Below are 26225 nucleotides of genomic sequence, written 5' to 3' on the forward strand. Positions count from 1 at the left end.
CCCGTTTCGTGAGAGCAATAGCTTTCCCGCTATGCGGTAAAGTGGTTACATGGTTGACACGCTGAAGAGCGCGGAACGGGTCCTCGCGACACTTCTGTTGTTCGACGCTGACCGGAGGGAGGTCGGCGTCTCTGAACTGGCACGCCTCCTGGGATGCTCGACGTCGACGGCGATGAGGACGATCACCGCTCTCACGGCGATGGACTTCCTACGCCAGGACCCGCGCCGTAGGACCTACCGGCTCAGTGGTCGGGTCCTCGGGCTGGCACGGACCTGGCACGGAACGGCCTCACTGGCTAACCAGACCAGAGGGGTGGTCGCGAAGTTGGCGGAGGACACGGGGTTCACAGCGACGTTCGCCGTCGCCGACCATGCGCACATGAGGGCAGTGGTCGCGGTAGACGGCGTCGAAGGGCCGCTGCGCAATTATCCGATGACCGGCGAGCTGTTCCCTGCGCATGTGGGTGCGATCTCGAAGGCCTACTACGCGTTCCTTCCGTCGATCATGCGTGACCAGTTCACCGGCAGGCGGCCGATGGCGCACTACACGGAGAACACCAGGACCGGAGCGACGGATATCGAGGAACAGTTCGCCGAGATCCGGAAGAACGGCTACTGCTCAACGAAGGGCGAGTACGACGCGGACGTTGCCGCACTCGCGATGCCGATCCGGACGACGAAGGACCCGCTCGGATCGGTGTCCGTGGCGACGAAGGGCGAGCTCGAGATCACCCAGGAGTTGCTGGACCGGGTCGCCGAGGCCGCGAAGGAGATCGGTGGCCTGATGGGGCGACGGCAGTGATTCCTCCCGCGTGACTTCCCACGGGGGCGGTAGGCGTGTGCCCGTCGCCGGTGGTCAGCCCTGCTGGCCCATCTTGTTGGCGCGGAGCTTGGCGAGGATGCCGACGACCATCAGCAGCAGGCCTGCGGCGAGGAACCGGTCGGGGAGGACGCTGAGCACGCCGAGGATCACGACGAGCAGGCCCAGGAGCTCGGCGGTCCAGGCGAGGGCGTTCATTCTTCCGGTGGTCATGGGGTGTCTCCTCGGGTCGTGGGGTTCACGGGGTCATGTTTTGCAGGCGGTGCAGCCACTCCTGGAGCAGCCGGGTCTCGGCGGTGCCGAGGGTCTCCGGGTGGGCGGCGGCGAGTTCCGACACCATGGAGAGGGCCCGGTGGGTCGACGCGTCCTGTCCGGGGGCGGTTCCGGTGATGGCACCTATTACGCCTTCACGCACCGCGGTCGACAACTCGGGGTCGGCGTACCCCTGAATGATCTGCCGCAGCGTCACCCCGATGTTGGTGGCCAGGATGTGGGCTTTCGCCTGTTCCGGGGGAACGACGAGGCGCCCCTGTTCCGCGGCTGCCGTGGTGAGCCCGAGCAGGATCTCGGCGGGACGGGACTGGGCGGCCGGGGCCTGGCCGGGCTGCACCTTGCCGTACATCAGGGCGTAGAAGCCCGGGTTCGCCAGGCCGAAGTCGACGTGGGCATCCCACCCGGTGCGGATGTCCTGGATCGGGTCGCCGGACCATTCCATGGCCTGTTTCTCGGAAATGTACATGTCGAAACCGTGCTCGACAACGGCGTCGGCGAGGCCCTGTTTGGAGCCGAAGAAGTGGTACGCCGTCGGGAGTTTGACGCCTACGACCTCGCACACTGCCCGCAGGGAGAAGTCCTCGCCGGGGGAGCGGGCGATCATGTCTGCGGCTGCGTCGATCAGCTTCTCCCTCGTTCCTGTCGACACGTCCCTGGCCATGCTGCTACAGTAGCGCACATATCACCGATATATGAACCCATGTCGTTGATAATGAGCACTGTCAGACACCCACGCACCACAGGAGGAACCCATGACTGCACACTCACTCGAAGGAAAGAACGTCCTGGTCGCCGGCGGCGGCAAGAATCTCGGCGGGCTGGTGGCACGCCAGTCCGCCGAGGCCGGCGCCAACGTGGTGATCCACTACAACTCGGACTCCAGTCGCGGGGACGCGCAGGAGACCCTCGCCGCGGTCGAGGCGCAGGGTGTCCGGGCGGCACTCGTCCAGGCCGACCTGACCGTCCCGGAGAACGTCGCGACCCTCTTCGCCGAGGCGGAGCAGGCCGTGGGGCGTATCGACGTCGCGGTCAACACCGTGGGCAAGGTGCTGCGGAAGCCGATCGTGGACACTACCGAGGACGAGTACGACTCGATGCTCGACATCAACGCCAAGGCCGCCTACTTCTTCCTCAAGGAGGCCGGACGGCACCTGGCCGACGGCGGCAAGGTCATCACCGTCGTCACCGCTCTGCTCGCCGCCTTCACCGACGGCTACTCCACCTACGCCGGCGGCAAAGCCCCGGTGGAGCACTTCACCCGCGCCGCGGCCAAGGAGTTCGCCGACCGCGGGATCTCGGTGAACGCTGTGGCGCCCGGCCCGATGGACACGCCGTTCTTCTACGGGCAGGAGACGCCTGAGCGGGTCGAGTTCCACAAGTCCCAGGCCATGGGGAACCAGCTCACCCAGATCGAGGACATCGCCCCGATCATCCGGTTCCTCGCCACCGAAGGATGGTGGATCACCGGGCAGACGATCTTCGCCAACGGCGGCTACACCACGCGGTAGGAGGGGGTTGACCATGGATACACCCGGAAACAATGTCAACAATGTCAACAATGTCAACAATGTCAACAATGTCGCTGAACCGGTGGCGTCTTTTCTCGCTGCGGTGAACGCGCATGACCGGCAGGCGTTCCGCGACACGTTCACACAGGACAGCGTCGTGAACGACTGGGGTCAGGTCATTACCGGTCGTGACAACATCGAAAAGTGGAGCGACACGGCGTTCGTCGGGTCACAGCCCCACTTCACCGTCGAGCGGACGTCCACCACCGACGGTACGGTCACCGTCATCGGTGACTGGCGGTCAACCCACGCCAACGGGCCGTCACGGTTCGACTTCGACATCGACGGTGACAGGATCACCACGATGACGATCAGTGAGGGATGAGCGAGTGCGTGTGCAGGTACCGTCCGTGGAACGCGCCGGGGCCCACCGCTCCGAGGTCGGACCGGTCGAATTGTTCTTCGACCTGGTCTACGTGTTCGCCATCATCCAGCTCTCCCACCTGCTGATCGGCAACCTGTCCTGGGGCGGGGCGGCACAGACCGGTGTCATCTTCGCGGCGGTCTGGTGGGGATGGAACTACACGGCCTGGGCGATGAACTGGTTGAACCCCCGGAGTCCGTCTGTCCAGCTTCTCAACGCTGTCCTGATGCTGACCGCCCTCGGTATGTCCGTGGCCATACCCGACGCATTCGGTGGTGGTGCATGGTTGTTCGTCGGGTGCTACCTGGCGATGGGGATCCTGCGGCCTGTGTTCATGATGGTGGCCTTCCGTGGGCGACAACTCGCCTCGAACTACCGGATGTTGCTCGGGTGGACACTCCTGGCGGGGGTGTTCTGGATCGCTGGCGCGGCCTTGCCGGAGCAGTGGCGGCTGGGGCTGTGGCTGGTCGCGGTGATCGTGGATTACGCGGCACCGTTGCTGCACTACCGGCTGCCCGGCATCGGGGCAGCCCCCATGGACCGGTGGGACACGGACGCGGAGCACCTGGCCGAACGTAACCGCCTGGTGTTCATCATCGCGCTCGGCGAGTCCATACTCCTCATGGGCGGTGTGCTCGTCGAGAGGGGTGAGGCCAGCCTCTCACTCGCGCTGAGCCTGGTGGTCGGTTTCGCTTCGTTGTTCGTCCTCTGGTGGAACTACTTCGCTGCGGCGGGCCCCACCGCGACCGGTGGAAGCGAGTCGACCGGGGCTCTACGTTCCGCGTACGCCTACGCACACGCGCTCATGGTGCTCGGGGCCATTCTCGTCGCGGTATCCACTGAACTGCGGCTGTCGCATGACCACCTCGACTCGGCGACTGTCGTGGTCACCATCGGCGGGCCGGTGGTGTACCTGGTGGGAAACATCCTCTTCCTCCGGTCGAGGTTCGGGAGGCTCGCTGCCTCCCGGCTCGTCGCGACGGCTGTCCTGGGCGTCATGGCGGTGGTGGCACTGCTCTACGTCGACGAGATACCGGTGATCGTGCTCAGTCTCTGCGTGTTCGCGGTGACCGGGTCACTGGCAGGGTATACGGTGCGGAACGGACGCGGCGTCCGGACCCCGGCGTCGTGATGTCGCCGGGGCCGTGAGCCTGCTCTACTTCTTCACGGAGAACAGACGCTTGTTGACGAACTCGTCCATGCCCAGCGGTCCGAGCTCCCGGCCGTAGCCGGAGCGCTTCACCCCGCCGAAGGGCATCTCCTCGGTCTCCGGGGCGGACTGGTTGACCCCGACCATGCCGGCCTGGAGGCCCTCGGCGAAGGCCTCGGCGCGGCCCTCCTCGGTGGCGAAGACGGTGGAGCCCAGGCCGTACTGGGTGTCGTTCGCCAGTGCCAGCGCCTCCTCGTCCGAGGCGACCTTGTACACCTGTACCACCGGGCCGAAGAACTCCTCGTAGTAGATGTCGGAGCCGACCTCGATGTCGGTGAGCACGGCGGGGGAGACGTAGAAACCGTCGGCGTAGTCCCCGCCGAGGCGCTCGCCGCCGGTGCGCAGCGTCGCGCCGGCATCCACGGCCGTGGTGATCTGCGAGACGATCTTGTCCGCGGCGGCCTCGGACGACAGCGGCCCGAAGGCCTCGAGCACGTTGTCGACCTTCGCCGGGTCGGCCGGGGTGAGGGCGCCGATGATGTGGACGGCCTCGTCGACGAACGCGTCGTAGATGTCCTCGTGGACGATGATGCGCTTGTTGGAGTTGCAGGCCTGGCCGGTGTTCTCCAGGCGGACCCCCAGCGCGGTGCGTGCCGCGGCGCGGACGTCGTCGCTGGACAGGATCACGTAGGGGTCGGAGCCGCCGAGTTCGAGCACGGCCTTCTTCAGGGCCGCGCCGGCCTGGGCGGCGATCGCGGCCCCGGCACGCTCGGAGCCGGTGAGTGAGACGCCCTGGACGCGCGGGTCCTCGATGACGGTGGAGATCTGGTCGTGGGTGGCGAAGATGTTGGTGTACACGCCGTCCGGCACCCCGGCGTCGGCCATGATCTTCTCGATGGCCAGGGCGGACTCCGGCACGCTCTCGGCGTGCTTGAGCAGGATGGTGTTGCCCAGCATCAGGTTCGGCGCGGCGAAACGGGCGACCTGGTAGTAGGGGTAGTTCCACGGCATGATGCCCAGCAGTGCGCCGACGGGACGCCGCTGCACCACCGTCCGGGACTCCGCGGTGTCCTCGATGACGAGGTCCTCGGTGAGCGTGGCGGCGTGGTCGGCGTAGTAGCGGAAGATGTCGCCGCTGAACTCGGCCTCGCCGGGCGCCTCGGCGACGGGCTTGCCCATCTCGCGGGTGATGATCGCCCCGAGCTCGTCCTGACGCTCGGCGAACAGGTCGGCGACCCGGCGGACGATCTCGGCACGCTCGGCGATGCTGGTCGCGCCCCAGGACGCCGCGGCACGGTGCGCGGCGTCGAGTGCGGCGCTGATCTGCGCGTCGGTGGCGTGGTCGTGCTCGGACAGGACGGCACCGGTGGCGACGTCGATGCTGCGGTAAGAGATGGTCATGGTGTGCTCCTTGGTGGTCGGGAAGTCAGTTCTTGTCAGCGTGGTCTGTGGCGGCGGAGTACGCGCATTCCCCGTGGACGTGGGTGGCGATGACCTCGGCGCCGAGCAGTTCTCGGGGATCGGTGTCGAGCGGGTTGACGTCCAGTTCGATGAAGTTCGCCCGGAACCCGGGGCGAATACGTCCGACATTCTCCATATACCCAGCGTAGGCACCTCCGGCAGTGAGTGCAGTGAGCGCCTCGGCCGGGGTGAATGCACGCTCCGGATGATAAGGGGGAAGGCCCGGGGACAGTGACGATCCTCCGGTCAGCGCGATGTAGAGGTTCGGCAGTGCCTCATGGGGTGCCGTCGGTGCGTCGGTACCGAGGGTGATGGGAACCCCGGACTCCCGGAACTTGTGCCACGGGAAGCCCCGTTCCTGCCGTTCATCACCGAGGACGGCCTTCCAGTTGTCCATGATCGCCGGATCGCTGTGTACCGGCTGCATGGATGCGACGGCTCCGAGGTCGGCCATCCGCCGGATGGTGCCGTCGGTGACACTCTCGAGGTGTTCGATGCGGTGCCGGCGGGACCTGATGCCGCTCCCGTTTTCCGCGGAACAGTACTCGAGGACCTCGATCGCGATCTCGCTGGTGCGGTCGCCGATGGCGTGCATGGCGATCTGCAGCCCGGCGGCATCGGCGGCAGCGGCCACCGGCTTCATACGGTCGGCGTCCCAGATGGGGTCGGTGTTGGAACCGTCGGCGTACGGGCAGCACATTGTGGCGGTCTTGGCGTCGATGACCCCGTCCATGATGAACTTCACCCCGGAGATCCGGAACCATTCGGATTCTCCGCTGCGCTCCAGCTCATCGCGTAATGCGGTGGCCCGGTCCACCTGGTTCAGGTTCGCCCGGGCGTCGCTTTCGGCGATCATCAGGATGTGTCCGGTGACGGGGAACGGCAGCCGTCCATCGCGTGCGACCAGCGTACGCAGGGCCTCGATCTCCGGTTCTGTCAGCGCCATGTCGGTCACTCCGGTCACGCCGGACGCCAGGTAGGCGGTGAACGCGCGACGCAGTGAACGGATCCTGTCCTCCAGAGTGGAGATGCTGTCGAGGAAATCCCAGGCGTATTTCCGCCCTGCTGTCTCGTAGAGGAGCCCGGTGGCTTCCCCGGAACTGTCACGTGCGATCTCGCCGCCGACAGGGTCGGGGGTGTCCCGGTCAACCCCGGCCTCCTGCAACGCAGCGGAGTTCAACCAGGTCGAGTGGAGATCGTTGGCGTCGAGGTAGACGGGAATGTCGGGGAGGACCTCATCGAGCATCGCCGCCGTGGGGTGGGTGTCGCCGACGGCGTCGAACAACCAACCACCGCCGAGGACGCGTGGAGCCTCCGGGTTCGCTTCCTTCCACCGCAGGAGCCGCTCCCGGATGTCATCCAGTGTCCGGCAGTCGCGCAGCTGCGCTTTGCCGAGTGCGGTACCGAACGACGCCAGATGGGTGTGTGAATCGATGACCCCCGGGGAGATGAAGCGCCCGCCCAGGTCGACTTCCGTTGCACCGGGGGCGGTCGCGCGGACGTCGTCGACGGAACCCACTGCACTGACGACACCATCGGTGACCGCGAACGACTCCTCGGTGCGTCCGTCCGGTTCTGCGGTGAAGACGACGGCGTTGACGTAGATCGTGGTTGACATGGTTTCTCCTAACGTTGGGTGCGGGTGGCGGTCATGGAGTCGGAGCGGACCTGCTTCCCGGCGAGGACGACATAGGATGCGGCGGCGACGATCATTCCCGACGGGATGGACAGGTCGAGTCCGGTGAGGTCGGACAGGGACCCGACGAAGACATCGGTGTCGATGAAAAGCGTGGCCGCGACCCCGCCGAGAACGAGGCTCACCAGGCCGGGCCAGTTCCACCCGTTGCGGTACCAGAAGCGGCTGGTGCGGGTCTCGTCGAACAGATCCGGGTCGTTGTACCGGTTCCTCCTGAGGAGCACGTCGGTGACGAACACCGCGATCAACGGCCCGGCGGCGACCACGACGAGTTGCAGGAGCAGTGAGACGGAGGTGGTGAAGTCGTAGATCGCCACGGAGACGATCGTCAGGACGGTTCCGATGACCGCGATGATGAGGGTGGACGGGATCCTGCGGATGGGGATCCCCAACGCCTGCAGGGACAGACTGGCGCTGTAGGTGGTCATGCCGTTGAGGCCGATGGCGGCGACGATCACCGCCAGCGCGAATACCGGGAAGAACCAGGATGGCAGACCGGTCTCGAACGCGCCCATGGGGTCGCCGAGCATGTCGAAGCCGGCACCGGTGGCGATCAACGCGCCGATCATGGTGAACAGGATGCCGGGGAGTGCACCGCCGAAGCCGGTGGCAGCCGCGGTCTTCCACACCGGTGTCGACCGCGGGAGGTAGCGTGCCATGTCGGGGCTGTTGACGAAGGACAGTGGGGTGGAACCGAGGATCGTCACCCCGACTGTCATCGCGGATACCAACGCCGTCCCGGTGAGTTTCTCCGCAGGTTCGTAGCTGAAGTCGAAGTGGGGGAACATGAACACCGTCGCCAGCAGGAAGACGACGACAAGCCCGTTCGCGACGTAGGGATACAGCCGGGTAATCAGCCCATGCCCGTAGATGGCGACGAGCACCGTGACCGAGGCGATGACGATCACCACGGCGACGCCGACCAGCTCTGTGGACGGGACACCGATGCGGTTGAGGAGGCCGAGTCCGTTGACGGAGGCGGACGACCAGGTCAGCGACAGATAGACGGCGGCGAGGAGCCACCCGTAGAGGCCGACGATGGCCTTGTTGCCCCGCAGTCCGTAGAATGCGCGGCTGATCACGGATCCGGAGGTGCCGGCGGCGGGGCCGCTGCCGGCGATGACGCCGACGAAGATCCATCCCAGGTTCGCGATGACGGTGACCGCCAGGGTCTGCAGGAGGCTGAGCCCGAGACCCGCAACCATCAGTGCGCCCATCGTGACGGTGAGGAAGCTGATACTCGGGGTGGCCCATACCCAGAACAGTGACCCCGGTTTGCCACCCCGGTCCTCATCCGAGATGTACTCGATACCACGGGATTCCGGACCGGCGCGGGTACCGGTCTCCTCGCCCCCGGTGTCTGTGTGGGTGGGGTCGTGGGGTTCTGACGGTGTGACGAGGGGTTCTGTGATGCTCATTTTCTCGGCTTTCTGGTGGTGGGCGTGGTGCGGTGTGGTGGTGTCCGCCTGGTCCCGCCCGGTGCGGTGGCCTCGATACCCGCCCCGAGCTGGAGCAGACGGTTGTCGTCCCAGCCGCGTCCGGCGATCGTGAGCCCGACCGGCATCCCGGTCTCCGGGACCGTGCCCATCGGCACGGTGACCGTCGGGATCCCGAGGTGCCGGGGCACCAGGTTGCCGTTGGCGACCCAGACACCGTTGCGCCAGGCGAGGTCGGCGGAGTCGGGGTTGGTGTCGGCGTCGGCGGGACCGGTGTCGGCCATGGCGGGGAAGACGACTGCGTCGAGTCCCAGGTCGTCCATCCAGTCCTCCAGGTCGACCCGTCGGGTCTCCTCCAGCCCCCAGACGCCGTCCGGCAACGGCCGGAAGGCCGGGTGGTCGGTCACGTCGTCCGGGCCGGTGTACCCGAACCCCGCGATGACCGAGGGGTAGGTGGCGATGTCGTCGTCGAAGCCGTTGTAGCGGTCGGGCAGGGCGCCCTCCGGGTGGGGGAAGATGCGCGCCCCGTCGACGCTGGTGAGGGAGTGCAATGCCGGGTCGCCGTTGGCCTGCAGGAAGTCCTCCCAGGACCAGGCGGCCAGTGCGCCGACCTCCAGGTCGAGGTAGTCCGCGCTGACCAGCCCCCGGGTGGAGACCGTCGGCGCCCCGGGGCGGTCGCCCTCGTAGTTGGTGACCACGGGGAAGTCGACCTCGACGACGGTGGCACCGGCCGCCTCAAGGTCGGCACGCAGTGACCGCCACAGCGCGACGACCGCATCCGACGTCTCGATCCGACGGCCCATCGGGCCGCCGACACCGGGGTCTCCGGTGCGGTCGCCACCGGTTCCCGCCTCCCCGTCGGCGTTGACGTACATCGCGGGGACGCCGAGACGTACACCGGACAGGTCCGGAGCGTCCTCGAGCAGTGCCCGGTAGGATTCCGGCCTGACCTCGGAGGACGCCGGAACGTCCACCCACGGCTGCATCCGCCAGAAGTCCCCGCGGGTGGTGTGGTCGTCGGCGACGATGACGTCGAGCACCTCGGCCATGTCGGCCATGGACCGGGTGTGGGGGACGACGACGTCCATGGTCGGGACCAGCGGCCAGTTGCCGCGGGTGGAGATCACCCCGCGCGACGGCGTGTAGGCGCACAGGGAGTTGCACGACGCCGGCGCCCGTCCGGACGACCAGGTCTCCTCGCCCAGCCCGAAGGCGGCGAACTCCGCGGTGGTCGCGCTGCCGGAACCGTTCGACGATCCGGAGGCGAAGGCACTGGTCAGGTAGTCGGCGTTGTAGGGGCTCTCGGCCCGTCCGTGGAGGCCGCGCTGCATCCCGCCGTTCGCCATCGGCGGCATGGTGGTCAGGCCGGTCAGGATGGCCCCGGCCGCCCGGAGGCGTTCGATGGTGAAGGCGTCCCGTTGCGCGACGAGGTCGGCGAAGGCCGGCGAGCCGGCGGAGGCGGTCAGACCGCGGGCCAGGTAGGACTCCTTCGCGGTGTAGGGGATGCCATCCAACGGTCCGCGGGTCGTGCCGGTGCGGCGCCGTTCGTCCGAGGCGCGGGCCTCGTCCAGTGCCCGGGGGTTGTCGACGATCACCGCGTTGAGGGGGACGCCGCCGTCGGCGGCGAGTCCGTCGCCGCGCGCCGGGTCGGGACGGTCGAAGCGGGCGGCCCGGGCGCGGTAGGCCTCCACCAGGGCGACGGCCGTCGTCGTGCCGTTCTCCAGGTCGGTGCGCAGGTCGGCGACGGACTTGCCGGTCACGTCGTAGGTGTCAGCCACGGCGCACCTCCGGGGAGACCGCGGGTTGTTGCTGGGTGATGCAGTGGATGCCGCCGCCGAAGGCGAAGATGTCGCGGGCGTCGACGAGCTCCACGGTGCGTCCGGGGTAGGCCGCGGCGAGGATCCCACGGGCCCGTTCGTCGGCCTCCTCGTCGCCGAAGGCGCACAGGATGACGGCCCCGTTGCAGACCAGGTGGTTGATGTAGGAGTAGTCCACCCAGCCCTCGTCGTCGCGCAGGGCGGACGGCGCGGGGAGGTCGACGACGGTCAGCGGTGCGCCGTCCGCGTCGACCGCGGCCTCCAGGACCTCGCGGAGCCGGCGGGTGACCTCGTGGTCGGGGTGCTCGGGGTTGTCCTGGCGGTGCAGGAGGACGTGGCCGGCCTCGGTGAACGTGGCGACGATGTCCACGTGCCCGCGGGTGCCGAATCCGTCGTAGTCCCGGGTGAGCCCGCGGGGCAGCCAGATGGCGTGCCGGGTTCCCAGTCGCGCGTGGATCTCCTGCTCGACCTGCTCTTTCGTCCATCCGGGGTTGCGGTCGGGGTCGAGCTGGACGGTGTCGGTGAGCAGGACGGTGCCGCGCCCGTCGACGTGCAGGCCGCCTCCTTCGGCGACCAGCGGGGAGTCGTCGACGGGGACGTCGGCGAGCCCGGCGACGGTGGTGGCGAGGCGGGCGTCGTCGTCCCAGGCGGCCCAGGACTGCGCGCCCCACCCGTTGAAGATCCAGTTCACCGCGCGCAGTGACCCGTCGTCGGTGTGGACGAAGGTGGGTCCGGAGTCGCGGATCCAGGCGTCGTCGAGCGGTGCGGTGACCAGGGTGACAGCGGATCGACCGGTGCTGTCGGCGAGCATGTCGCGCGCGACCGGTTCGTCGTCGGGGTCGACGACCAGGGTGACCGGCTCGTACCGGGCGACGGTACGGGCGACCGTGACCCAGGCGTCGCGTGCCCGGGCGAGGGTGTCGGACCCCTCGGGCCCGAAGGTGTCGTTGGCGGTGGGGAAGGACATCCACGTCTGCTCGTGGGCGGCCCATTCTGCAGGCATGACGGTCGTCATCGGATCAGCTCCTCGGTGGTGTCGGTGATGTCGGCTGTATCGGTGGTGTCGGTGGTCGACTCGGAGACGGGCAGGGTCTCACCGCGGAAGAACGCGGGGTGGAAGACCCGGGTCCACAGCATCAGCGCCACCCCGATGAGCAGCACGCCGACGCCGAGGATGAAGACCATGCCGATACCGGCGATCGAGTTCCCGGACCCGTAGCCCGGGTCGAGCGAGTCCACGGCGGTCTGGACGAACATGATCAGCAGGACGACCCCGCCGACCAGGGGGAACAGGAAGCGGAAGAAGATGCTGCGGGTGGAGGCGAACAACTCCTTGCGGAAGTACCACACGCAGGCCAGCGCGGTGATGCCGTAGTAGAAGCAGATCATCAGGCCCAGGGCGGTGATCGTGTCCCACAGGGCGTTCTCGCTGATCAACCGCGTGACCGTGTAGAAGGCGCCCGCGGCGACGGCGGAGGTGACCGTCGCGACGGACGGTGTGCGGAACCGCGGGCTGATCTTCGCGAACACCGGTGGCAGCGCCTGGTAGTAGCCCATGGCCAGCAGGGTCCGCGACGGGGAGATCATCGTGGAGTTCAGGGAGGAGAAGGACGAGGTCAGCACCGTGATCGACATGAGGATCGCGAACGGTCCCATCACCGGGCCCGCCAGGGCCGCGAACAGCGACTCCTGGTTCGCCGGGTTGCCGGCGCCCAGTCCCTCCGAGCCGGTGCCCGCCCACGCGACCACGCCGACGGCGCACAGTGTGTAGATCGCGATGATGATCAGCACGGTGATCGTGGACGCCCGGCTGGCCGTGGTCTTCGGGTCCTTGGTTTCCTCGTTCATCGTCAGCGTGGTGTCCCAGCCCCAGAACATGAAGATGGACAGGGAGACGCCCGCGGCCATGACCGGGAAGCTCCCGATGCCCGCCGGGTTGAACCAGTCGAGGCTGATCGGTGTGGGGTCGAAGGAGCTGCCGTTGTTCGCCTGGACGATCGCCGAGACCGCGAAGGCGGTGAGCACCACCAGTTGGACGGCGACGAGGACGTACTGCACCATCTTCGTCGACCCCAGCCCCCGGTAGGAGATCCAGGCGGCGACGGCGATGAAGACGAGTGTGGTGGGGATGTTCACCCAGAGGTTCCGGGTGAGGTCGGCGATCCCCTGGTTGTCGAGGATCTGGCCGAGGAGGATGTAGAAGAAGTCCACGGCGACGGCCGCCAGGTTCGACAGCACGATGACCGTCGCGGCGATCAGCCCCCAGCCGCCCATCCAGCCGATCCACGGGGAGAAGGCCTTGGTGGCCCAGGTGAAGGACGTCCCGGAGTCGGGGAGGCGGGAGTTGAGTTCCCGGTAGCCGAAGGCGACCAGGAGCATCGGCAGGAACCCGAGGATGAGGATCGCGGGGACGTGGGCGCCGACCTCGGCGATGGTGGGGCCCAGGCCGGAGGTCAGGGTGTAGGCGGGGGCGATGCACCCCACACCGATCACGACGGTGCCGAGCACACCGATCTGCCCGGTGGCGAGGCCCTTGCCGGTGTCCTGTCGTTCTGTGCTGTTCCCGGTCATGTGCGGCTCCCGTCCGTCGGGGGATTCCGGCTGAACACGGTGTAGCCGGACGGGATGACGACCACGGGTACCGGGGCGACCCGCAGCATCTTCTTCGCCGTCGACCCGAGGAACATGCGGCCGTGCGCGGCGAGCCGGGACGAGGCCACGAGGACGATCTCGTCGTCGTGCCAGGTGAGTTCGGCCATGGCGGAGGGCACGTCGCGCCCGGTGGCGATGTGGGTGGTGGCGCGGCCGTCCTCGACGAGTTCGGTGGCGTCCTCCGCCAGCCGTTTCGAGGCGTAGGTCTCGAGGTCCTCGAGGACCCCGGTCGCCACCTCGGCCCGGTCGACCGGAACCGCGCGGTCGGAGTGGTCCAGGGTGACCAGCGACACCAGCCGGAGCGGGATGTCCCGGCCGCGGGCGGTGATGATCGCCTCGCCGATGAGGTCGGTGGCCCCGCGCCGGGGACCGAACATGGCGGTGACGTGCCCGATCGGGCCGGGCCGGTCGTAGCCTGTCGGGGCGAGGGCGACCGGGACGTCCGCGGTGTGCAGGAGGTTCGTGGCCATCGTGCCCAGCCGGTGACGGTGCAGCACGGCGCCCGGACGTGGGCCGACGACGATGAGGTCGGCGTGGAGCCGGTGGGCCGCGCTGAGCAGGCCCTCGGGGGCGGACTGGTCCGCGACGAGGTGGGTGGAGCAGCGGACGTCGTCGGGGACCGTCGTCGCCGCTTCGTCGAGCCAGTCCTGCAGCTGCCGGTCACGGATGTCCTCGTAGCTGCCGTCGTACGGCAGGGAGCTGTTGAAGGGGTTCTCGGCGGGTACGACCATCACCAGGTGGAGGTGGGCGTCGCGGTCACGCGCGACCGCGACACCGAGGTGGAGGGCGTCGCGTCCGCTGGATGTCGCGCTGTACCCGACGATGATGTTGGTACCCATGGCTCACAGCCCCTCGATGATGGTGCGGGCCACTGCCTCGCCCTGTCGGACGGCGCCGTCGACGTGCTGGTAGCCCTCGGCGGCGATGTCGGAGCACGCGTAGTGGATCGGGCCGGTCGGCCGGTTCTGCAGGTGCCCCCAGCGGTGGAGTCCGCCGAGGTCGTAGCTGGTGGCGTAGGCGCCGCGGGTCCATTCCTCGGCGGCCATGTCGGACAGGTAGAAGGCGATCGGGTGCATGGTCTCCGGCCCGAGGTAGTCGGCCATCGCGGAGAGGATGGCCTCCCTGCGCTCGGCCTCCGGCAGGGCCCACATCTGCTCGGCGTAGACGTCGGAGACGAAGCCCACGAGGGTGCCGTTGGTGTCCTCGACCGGGGTGCCGTCGGCGTCGGTCTGCACGTTGGTGTTGTCGTAGACCTCCTGGACCAGCCGTCCGCCGCCGAAGCAGGTGCCGGACAGGCCCTTGTCACGCCAGAACGGGGTCTCGTAGACGGCGTGGACCTTGATGACCAGGCCCATGGAGATGTGCTGGTGGGCGATGTGCTGTTCGCGGGGCATCGGCGGGACGAACTGGATGCGGCTGTACAGGTTCGGGGGCACGGCGAGCACCACGTTCCTCGCGTGCACGGTCACCTTGTCGGAGACGACGGTGACGGTGCCGGGGGCGCCGTTGTCCGGGACGCCGTTGCGGACGTCGGCGGGGACGTTGTTGGCCTCGTCGGCGGTGGTGGGGTCGACCCCGGACCAGGTCAGCTGGCGTGCCGGCGACGACAGGACGATGTCGCCGCCGAGTTCACGGATGCGCTCGGCCAGGGTGAGGGACACCGACTGCATACCGCCGACGACCCGCTTGTCGAGGATGAAGTCCTCGTCGACCAGGTTGGAGAAGGAGCCGGCGGAGGCGGCCATCAGGACCGCCTGCAGCGTGGAGAACGCGTAGGACGGTTTGGTCAGCATGCCGGAGGCGACGTAGATCGACACGTTGTCGATGGCCTCCCGGTCGTCGCTGTGCCGGGCGAGCCAGTCGCGGAAGGGGACGGTGTCGAGTTCGGCGGCACGTTCGGCGGCCCACGGTGCCTCGGCACCGACCTCGGCGGCGAGGTCGTCCAGCAGGGCGATGAGCTTGTCCATCTCGGCCTCGGTCTCCTCGGTGCACGGGAGACGGTCACCTTCGTAGGTGTGGCGGGACCCGTCCGGCGAGACGTACACGGACTTGCCCTTGCGGTAGCGCTGGTAGGTCTGCAGGCCGAGCTCGTCGACCAGGTCAGTCAGCCGGGTCTGGTCGGGGGAGATCCACTGGCCGCCGATCTCGATGAAGTGCGGTGTGCCGTCGTCGGCGACGGCGGTGCCGTTCCAGGTGCGGCCGCCGACGCGGTCGCGGGCCTCGACGACGGTGACGGTCTTCCCGGCCTTGGCGAGGGTGTGGGCGGCGGTGAGGCCGGCGGGACCTGCGCCGATGACGACGACGTCTCGTTCATGAGTGGTGGTGTTCACGTGTATGTCCTCCTTGTTAAATGAACCACATTCGTTTATCGAGACCGTACATCCGCATCGCCCGGAACGCCAGGTTTTGGGCCGGAAATACTTCACGCCGGTCTGTCCGGGTCGCTGTCCGACCCGGTGATGCGGGGTGCATGACCTGCGGAGATGTTGCCCTGTCCGCTGAGGTAAATTGTGTGTGACATGTGTGTCCCCCGGCCGAACCCGGCCGGCTGGTACGGCAGTGGGAGAGGCCTGGACAGTTATGGCAGAAGGTCACACGGACCGCAGGACGGGTCGTCGCGCCGGGAGGCCGACGGCACCCGTGCTCGACCGGGTGCGTATCGCGGACGCCGCGCTGGCGCTGGTCACGGAGGAGGGGCAGGGGCGGCTCACGATGAAACGGTTGGCGGACCGTCTGGGCGTGGCGGTGTCGGCGCTCTACAACCACATCGCCAACAAGGCCGACCTGCTGCTGTTGGTCGAGGACGCGGTGATGTCGCGGGTGGACGCCTCGGCGTTGGGGGCGCTGGTGCACGCCGCGGACCCCCGGGGTGGGTTGGCGGACGCCCTACGCTCCTGGGGGCGGTCGTACCGGGACGTCTTCGCGGTGTACCCGGAGCTCGTCCCGCTCATCGCCACGATGCCGGTGTCCGGTGCGCCCGCCACCCGTCGGATGTACGAGACGGTGTCCGCCGGACTGGTGGCGGCCGGGGTCCCCGTGTCACAGGTGGTGGCGGTGATCGTCGCCTTCGAGTCGTTCCTCTACGGCTCGGCGATGGACGCGAACGCACCGATGGAGATCTTCTCGTCGGCGCCGGAGGAGTCGGATGCACCGACGTTCCAGTCGGTGGTGCAGGCGTTCACGGCGCGGGTGACGGAGGCCCCGTCCGGGGCCGCGAACCCGTACGCCGACGACCCCTTCGAATGGGGGCTGGAGGCTCTCGTCGCCCGGGTCGCTACCGGTCCTTCCCCGCACGGAGGTCGGCCATCAGCGTGATCAGGTCGTAGGCGATGTGTGAGGCCGAGATGCCGGTGATCTCGGCGTGGTCGTAGGCCGGTGCGACCTCGACGACGTCCGCGCCGACGATGTCGAGCCCGCGCAGGCCGCGCAGGATCTCCAGGATCTCCCGGCTGGTCAGCCCGCCGGCTTCCGGGGTGCCCGTGCCGGGGGCGTGGGCGGGGTCGAGGACGTCGATGTCGACCGAGATGTACAGCGGGCGGTCGCCGACCCGGTCGCGCAGCCGGGCGACGATCTCGTCGACCCCCTGACGGAAGACGTCGGAGCTGGTCAGGATGCCGAAGCCGAAACGCCTGTCGTCCTCCAGGTCCTTGTGGCCGTAGAGCGGGCCGCGGGTGCCGACGTGGCAGAGCGCCTCGGTGTCGACGACGCCTTCCTCGACGGCGCGCCGGAACGGGGTGCCGTGGGTGTAGTCGGCGCCGAAGTAGGTGTCCCAGGTGTCCAGGTGGGCGTCGAAGTGCAGGAAGGCGACGGGTTGGCCGGCCCGCTTCGTGGCGGCCCGCAGCAGCGGGAGGGCGATGGTGTGGTCGCCGCCGATGGTCAGCAATGAGCTGCCGTCGCCGGTGAGCTCGAGTGCGTCGTTCTCGACGGCCTCGATGGCCTCGTGGATGTTGAAGGGGTTGACCGCCATGTCGCCGGCGTCGGCGACCTGGACCTGCGCGAACGGTGAGGTGTCGGTCGCCGGGTTGTAGGGGCGCAGCAGTCGTGAGGACTGGCGGACGTGCCCGGAGCCGAACCGGGCGCCCGACCGGTAGGACACGCCGGTGTCGAAGGGGACGCCCACGACCTTGATGTCCGCGGTCCTCCCGTCGGCGGCGAGGTCCCGGAGGCGGGGCAGCAGTGCGAAGGTGGACTCCCCGCTGTACCGGGGGACGAGCGAGGAGTCGACCGGTCCGATGTTTCCGTTGTCGATGACCCGGGGGCTGTTCAGCATGAGTGTGCCTTTCGTGGTGTCGTCGGGGGGGGGCGGTTCAGCTGGTCACGAGGACCCAGAGGACCGTCGCGGGTTCTGGTGTCGGGTTGCGCCAGGAGTGCGGTTCGGAGCCCGGGAGGGTGACCGTGTCCCCGGCGTGCATGTGGATCTCCTGGTCGGGGGTCTGGAGGACGAACTGCCCGGAGATGACGTGCACGGACTCCACCGTGCAGTCCATGGTGTACAGCTCGTCCTCGCCGGTGCCGTGCCCCTCGATGACGGCGTGCAGGATCCGGAGGTCACGGCGCCCACGGGGCGTGACCAGCCGTTCGGTGATGCCGTCCCCGCCGAGGTTGACGAGCGGGGCGTCGTCGAGGGGGATGAGGTCGGTGTCGGGGGTGTCGAGGATCGCGCCCGGGGGCACCCCCAGGACCTCGCAGATGGTGACCAGTGAGGCCACGGACGGGCTGGTGACGTCGCGCTCCACCCGGGACAGGAACCCCTTGGAGAGTCCGGTGGCCTGGGACAGCTGGTCCAGGGTGATCCGGTTCTGCTGGCGTAGGGCGCGCAGGCGGCGTCCCGGGCGCGAACTGTAACCGCCGGACTCGGCGGGAAGCGATTTCACGGCACCGCACCTCTCTGTTGACCAATGGATAAAAAGTGTTGCCTGTCGGACAACTACGCACTAGTGTAGGCCGTCACATGCCACCAATCAAGCGATCTGCACCACATGAACCGCGGGTGCCGGTGTCGACCGGGCACCCGTGCGACAGATCCCTCGATTGACCAATCCTCTGACGGGAGATGCTTGTGAACTGGTTAAACACTGTCATCATCGTGCTCTACCTGGCTGTCATGCTGTGGTTCGGCTGGTGGGGCCAGCGGAAGGTCAGCAACCGGGCCGACTACCTCGTGGCCGGCCGGCGCCTCGGGCCCCTGTTCTACGCGGGCACCATGGCCGCCGTGGTCCTCGGCGGGGCGTCGGCCGTCGGTGGGATGGGCCTGGGGTACGAGTTCGGCATCTCGGGGTTCTGGCTGGTCACCGCCATCGGCGTGGGCGTGCTGATCCTGAGCCTGTGCTTCGCCCCGCTGCTGCAGCGGCTGCGGATCTACACCGTCACCCAGATGCTGGGCCTCCGCTACGGGGGCACCACCACCCGTGTCGCCTCGGTGGTCATGCTCGGGTACACGGTCATGCTCACCGTCACCTCGACCAGCGCCTATGCGTCGATCTTCATGGTCCTGTTCGGCTGGGACCGGTGGCTGGCGCTGGTCGTCGGCGGCGGGATCGTCCTGTTCTACTCCACCACCGGCGGCATGTGGTCGATCACCCTGGCCGACATGGCGCAGATCACCGTGATCACCGTGGCCGTCTTCCTGCTGATGCTCCCCATGTCCTTCAGCGACGCCGGTGGATGGTCCGGCATGCAGGAACGCCTGGGATCGGAGTTCTTCGACGTCGGCGGCATCGGGTTGCAGTCGATCATCACCTACTTCGTCGTCTACACGCTGGGACTGCTGATCGGCCAGGACATCTGGCAGCGGGTCTTCACCGCGCGTTCGCCCCAGGTCGCCCGCTGGGGCGGCGCCGGCGCGGCGGTGTACTGCATCCTGTTCGCCGTCGCCGGAGCCGTCGTCGGCATGGCCGCGGCAGTCCTGCTGCCGGGCATCGGGGCCCGTGACGACGTCTACGCCCAGGTCGCCACCGAGATCCTCCCCGCCGGCCTCGGCGGTATCGCCCTGGCCGGTGGGCTCGCCGCAATGATGTCCACGGCCTCGGGCGGATTGATCGCCGCCTCCACGGTGGCCAAGGAGGATGTCGTCCCGCTGCTGCGGGACATGGTCGGGAAACCGGCCTCGGCGACCGGCGCAGACGGCGGTAGCGGCGACGATAGCGACGAGGTCGCGGGCAACCGGATGTGGGTCCTCGGTCTCGGGGTGCTGACCCTGGTCGTCGCGATGGTGGTCCCGGACGTGGTCGCCGCGCTGACCATCGCCTACGACCTCCTCGTCGGCGGCCTGCTCGTGGCGATCCTCGGCGGGATAGTCTGGCGACGCGGCACCGGCAAGGGCGCGATGTGGTCCATGGTGGCCGGGACGCTGGGAACCGTCGTCACCATGACCGTCATGGAGGTCAGGGCGCAGGAGAGCCTCGGCGGCATCCTGGCGAACGAGCCGATCTACGTGGGCCTCGTCCTCTCCTTCGTGGTCTACGTCGCGGTGTCCCTGGCGACGCGTCCGACCGCCCCGGAGGTCCTGGACGCCTGGAAGGCGCGCGTCTCCGGGAACGAACCCGTCGCGGCAGAGTAACCGGACCGACCCCCCGCTGACCCCCGCCGACCCCAGACACGGAGGGCACGCCCGTCCAAGGAGTGCCGGAACCCGACTGACCGGCCGCACGGCCACATGCCCCCTGAGGAGGAGACATGACCGACAACCAGCCATACGGCACCCCACGGCCCGCACACCGCATCGGCGGTGACGTGGTCCTCGAGACGCTGGGTGCCCTCGGCGCCCGCGGGGTGGTCGGACTGCCCGGCCAACACGCCCTCGGCCTGTTCGACGCCCTGCGCCGCTCCGACCTGCCCTACCTCGGCGCCCGGGTGGAGAACAACGCCGGGTTCATGGCAGACGGCCTCGCCCGCGCCACCGGGTCGGTGGCACCGCTGCTGCTGTCCACCGGCCCCGGGGCGCTCACCTCCCTCGCCGCACTGCAGGAGGCGGCCGCCTCGTCCATCCCCGTCCTCGCGCTGAGCGCCCAGGTGCCCGTCGCCGGACTCGGTGGCGGCAGGCACGGCTACCTGCACGAACTGCCCATGCAGTCGGACTCCTTCCGGGGCGTGGTCAAGCACGTCGTCACGGTGCGTGCCATGGGCCAGATCCCCACCGCCGTGGCCGAGGCCTGGCGTGTCGCCGCGACCGCGCCACAGGGGCCCGTCCTCGTCGAGGTGCCGCAGGACATCCTCCTCGCCGACGCGGACGCGACCGTCCCGCCGCTGACCGCCCCCGGTGCCGCCGTCTTCGCCGAGGCACCGTCGTTGACCCCGGTCGCCGGCATCGTCGGGCACGCCGCCGACCTGCTGTGCGGTGCCCGCCGTCCCGCGGTCCTCGCCGGGGGAGGGGTCGTGCGCTCCGGGGCGCAGGCGGAGCTCGCCGCCCTCGCCGAACGCCTCGACGCCCCGGTGGTCACCACCATCGGCGGCAAGGGCGCGCTGCCGTGGAGCCACCCGCTGTCGGCGCGGTCCTGGATCGAGGACATCGCCACCACCGAATTCCTCGAGGACGCCGACGTCCTCCTCATCGTCGGGAGCGGGGTGGGGGAGCTGTCCAGCAACTACCACACCTTCGCCCCGCAGGGCACGGTCATCCAGGTCGAGGCCGACCTCGGCAAACTCGGCTCCAACCACCCCGGCGTCGGCATCCACGGCGACGCCCGCCTCACGTTGTCCCGGCTCGACGACCTCGTCGCGGCGCGCGGGCGGGCGTCCGAACCTGCCCGCCGGGAGGATGCGGCACGGCGCATCGCCGGGCTGCTGGCCACCGTGGACGCCCGGATCGCCGGCCAGGGCCTGGAGAAGGAACGCCGGCTCATCGACGGGCTGCGCGACGCGTTGCCCGACGACACCGCCGTGTTCTGGGACATGACGGTGCTGGCGTACTGGGCGTGGTCGGCATGGGACGTCCGCGACGACGAGTTCGCCTCCGCGCAGGGCGCCGGCGGGCTCGGCTACGGCTTCCCCGCCGCGCTGGGTGCGGCGTTCGGACGCCGGGTCACCGGTGGCGGCGACCACGGCTCCGTCCTCGCCGTCTCCGGCGACGGCGGTGCGCTGTACGGCATCGCGGAACTCGCCGTCGCCGCCCAGAACACGCTGCCGGTCGTGTGGCTGATCGTCGACGACGGCGGCTACGGGATCCTCCGCGACTACATGGAGGGCGAGTTCGGCACGGCCACGGCCACAGAGCTGACCCGCCCCGACTACGTGGCGTTGGCGGAGTCCTTCGGTGTCACGGCGGAGGCCGCCACCGTCGAGGACGCCCCGGACGCCGTCGCCCGCGCCCTGGCGTCCGGCGAACCGCGGGTCGTCGTCGTGTCCGCGGTGCTCGACCTCTTCGCGCCGACGCATCTCGACCGGCGCGACCGGCGCGACTGACCGACGGGAGTCAGCGTCCGGACGGGCGGACCGACACCAGCAGCAGCTCCGCGCGGACCACGGGGTCGTCCAGGTCCACCTCGCAGATCGCGGCGACGCGGTCCAGACGGGAGCGTACGGTGTGACGGTGCACGCCCAACGCCTCCGCCGTCGGGGCGACCCGGGCCCCGCTGCGCAGCCAGGTCAGCAGCGTCGTCGACAGGTCGCCGTCCGGGGCGAGCCGGTCGACGGTCTCCGCGGCGCGCCGGTCCAGGGCGGACCGCACCTCGGGCTGCCCCAGCCAGCCCGCCCCCGCCTCGTACGGGCCGACGTGGCGCCCCGGTGTCAGCGCCCGCGCCGCCGCCTCGAGCCGCTGCACCCGCTCATTGGTGACCCCGCCCCAGGCCACCGGTTCCCCGACGGCGACCCGCACGTGCGCGGCGGCGTCGCCGAACTCCTCCGCGACCGCCGCCACCGCCCGCGACCCCCGGAACAGGAACAACGCACCCGCGGCGTCGGCGTCCGTGCCCGGCAGGTCGGTGACGAAGATGTGGCGGCCCGCCCGCGACGCCGCCCGGTCCGCGGCGGCGACCGCCCGGTCCAGGTCGGCCCGACGGTCCGCCGCGACGACCACGGGCCGGACGAGCCCGTCGCCGTCGGCGGCGTCGTCGAGCACCCGGCCCATCGACTGGTCCCCGCCGTCCAGCCCGAGCAACAGCTGCAGGGCCAGGGAGTTCAGGCCGGTACGGCTGCGCCGCAGGTAGGCGGGACGCTGCAGCAGGATGTCGGCGAGGCCGGCGGCGTGCTTGATCACCGAGCGGTCGTGCGGGCTGAACGGGTGCCCGGCGACGACGGTGACCAGGTGGAACCGGTCGCCCTGCGGGGACATGCGCTGGGTGATCCGCCACGTGCGGCCGTCGCTGTCGGCGCCGCTGGCACGCTGCCGGCGGGCGACGGCCACCGCGGACCGTCCCGCCCGGTCGTGGTGCCCGTGCACCCGGCCGTCACTGTCGGTCACGGCCACGGCGGCGTCGAGCTGACGGGCCGTGGTGGTGACCAGTTCGTCGAGACCGCCGCGGACGGCGGTGGCGCTGAGCTTCTCCTGGGCGACGACCAGCCCCTCCTGGCCACGGCGGCTACGGCGGGCCCGCTCCTCGGTCACGGCGTTGAGGATCGAGATGAACGCGGTGTGGCGGGGGACCTCGAACACCGCGATCCCGTGACCCCGGGCCGCGGTGACCAGCGAGTCCGGGACGGCGGGGAAGAACAGGCCGGTGCCGACGCCGACCGCGGTGACCCCGGCCTCGGCGAGCCGGTCGACGTAGGCGGGGAAGGGGTCGTTGTCGTCGGAGACGTCCCTGCTCAGGGCCACGCCGACCGTCAGGACCACGGCCCGGGGCTGCAGGAACTCCCGCGGGTCGGTGAGCTCGGTCGGCTGGATCACCGAGAACCCCGCTTCCGGGTCGCCCGGAGGGCACAGCATCCGCAGGTCGAGGGAGCGCTGGGCGCGGAGCCACCGCAGGGGGATGTCGTCGGTCATGGACCGACTGTACATAAATACGGTCGAAGTTCGACAGTAAGGCCATGTCGCCCACGACACATCCCGTCGCATAATGGCCCGAGAACACCGAGAACACCGAGAACACCGAGAACACCGAGAACACCGAGTACACCGAGTACACCGTGAAGGAGCCACCCATGAAGGACCTCAGCTACCGCCTCCCGCAGGAACGCTCACTCGTCACCTCCGGGCCCGGGCCCCGCAGCACGGCCTTGGCCGCCCGACGCGACGCCGTCGTCCCCCGTGCGGTGACCCCGAACCTGCCGCACTACATCGTCGACGCCGACGGTGGCGTCCTCGTCGACGCGGACGGCAACTCCTTCGTCGACTTCGCGTCCGGCATCGCCGTGACCACCGTCGGCGCGTCCAACCAGGCCGTGGTCGAGGCCGTCGGCGACGCCGCCTCGCACTTCACCCACACCTGCTTCATGATCTCGCCGTACGAGTCCTACATCCGCGTGGCGGAGAAGCTCGCCGAGATCACCCCCGGCGACCACGACAAGCGCACCGTGCTGTTCAACTCCGGCTCCGAGGCCGTGGAGAACGCCGTCAAGATCGCCCGCAGCTACACCGGACGCGACGGCGTCGCCGTCTTCGACCGCGCCTACCACGGCCGCACCAACCTGACGATGGCCATGACCGCGAAGAACATGCCCTACAAGTCCGGTTTCGGCCCCTTCGCCTCCGAGGTCTACCGCGCACCGGTGTCCTACCCGCTGCGCGACGGACTGACCGGCGCCGAGGCCGCCGAGCGCGCGATCACCGCCCTGGAGCAGCAGGTCGGCGCCGCCAACCTGGCCTGCGTGGTCATCGAGCCGATCCAGGGCGAGGGCGGGTTCATCGACCCCGCCGAGGGTTTCCTGCCGGCCCTCGCCGACTGGTGCCGCGCCAACGACGTCGTCTTCGTCGCCGACGAGATCCAGGCCGGCATGTGCCGCACCGGCGACTGGTTCGCCTCCGACCACGAGGACGTGGTCCCCGACCTGGTCACCGTCGCCAAGGGCGTCGCCGGCGGCATGCCGCTGTCCGCCGTCGTCGGACGCGCCGAGATCATGGACGCCCCGCACCCCGGCGGCCTCGGCGGCACCTACGGCGGCAACCCCGTGGCCTGCGCCGCGGCCCTCGCCGCCATCGAGCAGATGGAGACCCACGACCTCAACGGCCGCGCCCGTGAGATCGAGGCCGTCGTCCGCGAGGTGCTCGAGCCCCTGGTCGGTGCCGGGACCGGCCTCGCCGAGGTCCGTGGCCGCGGCGCCATGATCGCCCTCGAGTTCACCGACGCCGACGGCCGCCCCGACGCCGCCACCACCGCGGCGATCGCCGCGGCCTGCAAGGCCCAGGGCGTGCTCATCCTCACCTGCGGCATGGACGGCAACGTCGTCCGCCTGCTCCCGCCGCTGGTGATCAGCGAGGACCTGCTCCGCGACGGCCTCGGCGTGCTCGCCGACGCCATCCGTGCACAGAAGTAGACGAGAAACCACCAGGAGACACACCATGACCGACCGCACACTCCCGTCCGACCTGACCGACCTGCTCGCCGCTCAGGTCGGCGAGGTCGACAGCACCTTCGACGTCGAGGACCCCGCCACCGGCGAGGTGCTCGTCACCGTGCCCGACCGCTCCGCCGCCGACGCCCTCGACGCCCTCGGCCGCGCCGTGGAGGCCCAGAAGATCTGGCAGGACGTCCCGCCGCAGCGCCGCTCCGACGTGCTCACCCGCGTCTTCCAGATCATCGGGGAGCGCTCCGAGGACTTCGCCACCACCATGACCCTGGAGATGGGCAAGCCGCTGGCGGAGGCCCGCGGCGAGGTCACCTACGGCAACAGCTACTTCCGCTGGTTCGCCGGCGAGGCCGTCCGCATCCCGGGACGCTTCACCCAGGCACCCGCCGGCAACGGGCACATCCTCGTCTCGAAGCACCCGGTGGGCCCCGTCCTCGCGATCACCCCGTGGAACTTCCCGCTGGCGATGGCCACCCGCAAGATCGCCCCGGCCCTGGCCGCCGGTTGCCCGGTGGTCGTGAAGCCCGCCAAGGAGACCCCGCTGACGATGATCCTCGTCGGCGAGGTCATCCGGCAGGCCCTCGACGAGGTCAGCGACGAGTTCGGCGACCTCTCCGGGCTGGTCACCATCGTGCCGTCCACCCGCTCCGGCGCGATCTCCGAGGCCCTGATGGCCGACGACCGCCTGCGCAAGGTCACCTTCACCGGCTCCACACCGGTCGGCGCGACGCTGGTCCGCCAGTCCGCCGACCAGCTGCTGCGCACCTCCATGGAGCTCGGCGGCAACGCCCCCTTCGTCATCGCCGCCGACGCCGACCTGGACCTCGCGCTCACCGGTGCGATGGCCGCGAAGATGCGCAACGGCGGCGAGGCCTGCATCGCCGCGAACCGCTTCCTCGTCGACTCCTCCGTCGCCGGGGAGTTCACCCGGCGTCTCACCGAATCGATGTCGCAGGTCACCATGGGTCACGGCCTGGACGAGGGCACCACCCTGGGGCCGATGATCACCGCGAAGCAGCGTGACGGCATCGCCGCGCTCGTCGATGAGGCCGTCGCCGCCGGTGCGACGGTCACCACCGGCGGCACCGTCCCGGAGGGCCCGGGCTACTTCTACCCGGCCACCGTCCTGACGGACGTCCCGGAGGACGCCCGGATTCTGCACGAGGAGATCTTCGGCCCCGTCGCCACCGTCAGCACCTTCGACACCCTCGAGGAAGGCGTGGCGATGGCGAACGACACCGAGTTCGGCCTGGCAGCCTACGGTTTCACCGGCTCCCTGGAGAACGCCCAGTACCTGGCGGCGAACCTGGAGGCCGGCATGGTCGGCATCAACCGGGGCGCGATCTCGGACGCGGCCGCACCCTTCGGCGGCGTGAAGCAGTCCGGCTTCGGCCGCGAGGGCGGCACCGAGGGCATCGAGGAGTACCTCGAGGCGCGGTACGTCGCGTTGAACTGACCGGGCGGCGTCCGGTAACGCTGACCGGTGGCGCCGTCCGGGCGTACCGAAACGAGCCTGGCGGCCGTGAACTGACCATGTTCACGGCCG

The 26225-nt window shown here is 69.5% G+C and carries 22 protein-coding genes; 9 read left to right on the forward strand and 13 right to left on the reverse strand.

Going from position 1 to position 26225, the window contains the following annotated elements:
* Positions 1-49: 49 nt before the first annotated feature.
* A complete protein-coding gene (locus MUN33_RS08350) occupies positions 50-802 on the forward strand; it encodes an IclR family transcriptional regulator (protein ID WP_244804466.1) in 753 nt (250 codons plus the stop codon).
* A 54-nt stretch (positions 803-856) separates the two neighbouring features.
* Here MUN33_RS08350 and MUN33_RS08355 read toward each other — a convergent pair whose 3' ends face one another.
* Together MUN33_RS08355 and MUN33_RS08360 are read right to left on the reverse strand one after the other, a co-directional pair.
* Positions 857-1033 (reverse strand): hypothetical protein, encoded by a 177-nt coding sequence (locus MUN33_RS08355; protein ID WP_244804467.1) that lies wholly within the window; start codon positions 1031-1033, stop codon positions 857-859.
* A 25-nt stretch (positions 1034-1058) separates the two neighbouring features.
* Positions 1059-1754, reverse strand: a complete 696-nt coding sequence (locus MUN33_RS08360; protein WP_244804468.1) for a TetR/AcrR family transcriptional regulator — start codon at positions 1752-1754, stop codon at positions 1059-1061.
* 91 nt (positions 1755-1845) lie between these two features.
* On the opposite strand from MUN33_RS08360, the gene MUN33_RS08365 reads away from it, so the two are divergent.
* From MUN33_RS08365 to MUN33_RS08375, 3 genes are read left to right on the forward strand one after another with little or no spacing between them, the layout of a single operon-like run.
* Positions 1846-2601 carry an SDR family oxidoreductase gene (locus MUN33_RS08365; protein ID WP_244804469.1) on the forward strand — a complete coding sequence of 252 codons (756 nt, stop codon included), beginning with the start codon at positions 1846-1848 and terminating at the stop codon, positions 2599-2601.
* 13 nt (positions 2602-2614) lie between these two features.
* Positions 2615-2986: a nuclear transport factor 2 family protein gene (locus MUN33_RS08370; RefSeq protein WP_244804470.1), complete on the forward strand. Its 372-nt coding sequence runs from the start codon at positions 2615-2617 to the stop codon at positions 2984-2986.
* A gap of 4 nt (positions 2987-2990) precedes the next feature.
* Positions 2991-4157, forward strand: coding sequence for a low temperature requirement protein A (locus tag MUN33_RS08375; protein ID WP_244804471.1), 1167 nt, complete (start codon positions 2991-2993; stop codon positions 4155-4157).
* Between the two features lie 24 nt (positions 4158-4181).
* Here MUN33_RS08375 and MUN33_RS08380 read toward each other — a convergent pair whose 3' ends face one another.
* From MUN33_RS08380 to MUN33_RS08415, 8 genes are all read right to left on the reverse strand, one after another.
* Complete coding sequence (locus MUN33_RS08380) at positions 4182-5576, reverse strand: aldehyde dehydrogenase family protein (RefSeq protein WP_244804472.1); 1395 nt, start codon at positions 5574-5576, stop codon at positions 4182-4184.
* 25 nt (positions 5577-5601) lie between these two features.
* A complete protein-coding gene (locus MUN33_RS08385; RefSeq protein WP_244804473.1) occupies positions 5602-7254 on the reverse strand; it encodes an amidohydrolase in 1653 nt (550 codons plus the stop codon).
* 8 nt (positions 7255-7262) lie between these two features.
* Entirely contained in the window at positions 7263-8597 is a 1335-nt protein-coding gene (locus tag MUN33_RS08390; protein WP_439647846.1) for a purine-cytosine permease family protein, read from the reverse strand.
* A 149-nt stretch (positions 8598-8746) separates the two neighbouring features.
* Complete coding sequence (locus MUN33_RS08395) at positions 8747-10546, reverse strand: amidase (protein WP_439647844.1); 1800 nt, start codon at positions 10544-10546, stop codon at positions 8747-8749.
* Positions 10539-11600 (reverse strand): agmatine deiminase family protein, encoded by a 1062-nt coding sequence (locus tag MUN33_RS08400; RefSeq protein ID WP_244804475.1) that lies wholly within the window; start codon positions 11598-11600, stop codon positions 10539-10541. The genes MUN33_RS08395 and MUN33_RS08400 overlap by 8 nt, the downstream gene beginning before the upstream one ends.
* Positions 11597-13156, reverse strand: a complete 1560-nt coding sequence (locus tag MUN33_RS08405; protein ID WP_244804476.1) for an APC family permease — start codon at positions 13154-13156, stop codon at positions 11597-11599. Before MUN33_RS08405 ends, MUN33_RS08400 begins: the two co-directional genes overlap by 4 nt.
* A complete protein-coding gene (locus MUN33_RS08410) occupies positions 13153-14076 on the reverse strand; it encodes a universal stress protein (RefSeq protein ID WP_244804477.1) in 924 nt (307 codons plus the stop codon). The genes MUN33_RS08405 and MUN33_RS08410 overlap by 4 nt, the downstream gene beginning before the upstream one ends.
* Positions 14077-14079: 3 nt before the next feature.
* The gene (locus tag MUN33_RS08415) at positions 14080-15567 is read right to left on the reverse strand and encodes a flavin monoamine oxidase family protein (RefSeq protein WP_244804478.1); all 1488 of its coding nucleotides are present in this window, start codon (positions 15565-15567) and stop codon (positions 14080-14082) included.
* 250 nt (positions 15568-15817) lie between these two features.
* Between MUN33_RS08415 and MUN33_RS08420 the strand changes: the two genes are divergently transcribed.
* A complete protein-coding gene (locus tag MUN33_RS08420) occupies positions 15818-16552 on the forward strand; it encodes a TetR/AcrR family transcriptional regulator (RefSeq protein ID WP_244804479.1) in 735 nt (244 codons plus the stop codon).
* Here MUN33_RS08420 and speB read toward each other — a convergent pair.
* Together speB and MUN33_RS08430 are read right to left on the reverse strand one after the other, a co-directional pair.
* Positions 16512-17507, reverse strand: coding sequence for an agmatinase (gene speB, locus MUN33_RS08425; RefSeq protein ID WP_244804480.1), 996 nt, complete (start codon positions 17505-17507; stop codon positions 16512-16514). The two genes, MUN33_RS08420 and speB, sit on opposite strands and share 41 nt — an antisense overlap.
* A gap of 37 nt (positions 17508-17544) precedes the next feature.
* Positions 17545-18111 carry a helix-turn-helix domain-containing protein gene (locus MUN33_RS08430; protein ID WP_244804481.1) on the reverse strand — a complete coding sequence of 189 codons (567 nt, stop codon included), beginning with the start codon at positions 18109-18111 and terminating at the stop codon, positions 17545-17547.
* A gap of 179 nt (positions 18112-18290) precedes the next feature.
* Here MUN33_RS08430 and MUN33_RS08435 point away from each other — a divergent pair, with 179 nt between their 5' ends.
* Positions 18291-19796 (forward strand): sodium:solute symporter family protein, encoded by a 1506-nt coding sequence (locus tag MUN33_RS08435; protein ID WP_244804482.1) that lies wholly within the window; start codon positions 18291-18293, stop codon positions 19794-19796.
* Between the two features lie 116 nt (positions 19797-19912).
* Positions 19913-21637, forward strand: coding sequence for a thiamine pyrophosphate-binding protein (locus MUN33_RS08440; RefSeq protein WP_244804483.1), 1725 nt, complete (start codon positions 19913-19915; stop codon positions 21635-21637).
* A gap of 10 nt (positions 21638-21647) precedes the next feature.
* Here MUN33_RS08440 and MUN33_RS08445 read toward each other — a convergent pair whose 3' ends face one another.
* Positions 21648-23156, reverse strand: a complete 1509-nt coding sequence (locus MUN33_RS08445; RefSeq protein ID WP_244804484.1) for a PucR family transcriptional regulator — start codon at positions 23154-23156, stop codon at positions 21648-21650.
* A gap of 158 nt (positions 23157-23314) precedes the next feature.
* On the opposite strand from MUN33_RS08445, the gene gabT reads away from it, so the two are divergent.
* Both gabT and MUN33_RS08455 read left to right on the forward strand, forming a co-directional pair.
* Positions 23315-24646 (forward strand): 4-aminobutyrate--2-oxoglutarate transaminase, encoded by a 1332-nt coding sequence (gabT, locus tag MUN33_RS08450; RefSeq protein ID WP_244804485.1) that lies wholly within the window; start codon positions 23315-23317, stop codon positions 24644-24646.
* Between the two features lie 25 nt (positions 24647-24671).
* A complete protein-coding gene (locus MUN33_RS08455) occupies positions 24672-26135 on the forward strand; it encodes an NAD-dependent succinate-semialdehyde dehydrogenase (RefSeq protein WP_244804486.1) in 1464 nt (487 codons plus the stop codon).
* The last annotated feature ends 90 nt before the right edge of the window (positions 26136-26225 follow it).

Origin of the sequence: Corynebacterium kalidii (genome assembly GCF_022869005.1) — a bacterium.
Taxonomy (GTDB): Bacteria; Actinomycetota; Actinomycetes; order Mycobacteriales; family Mycobacteriaceae; genus Corynebacterium; species Corynebacterium kalidii.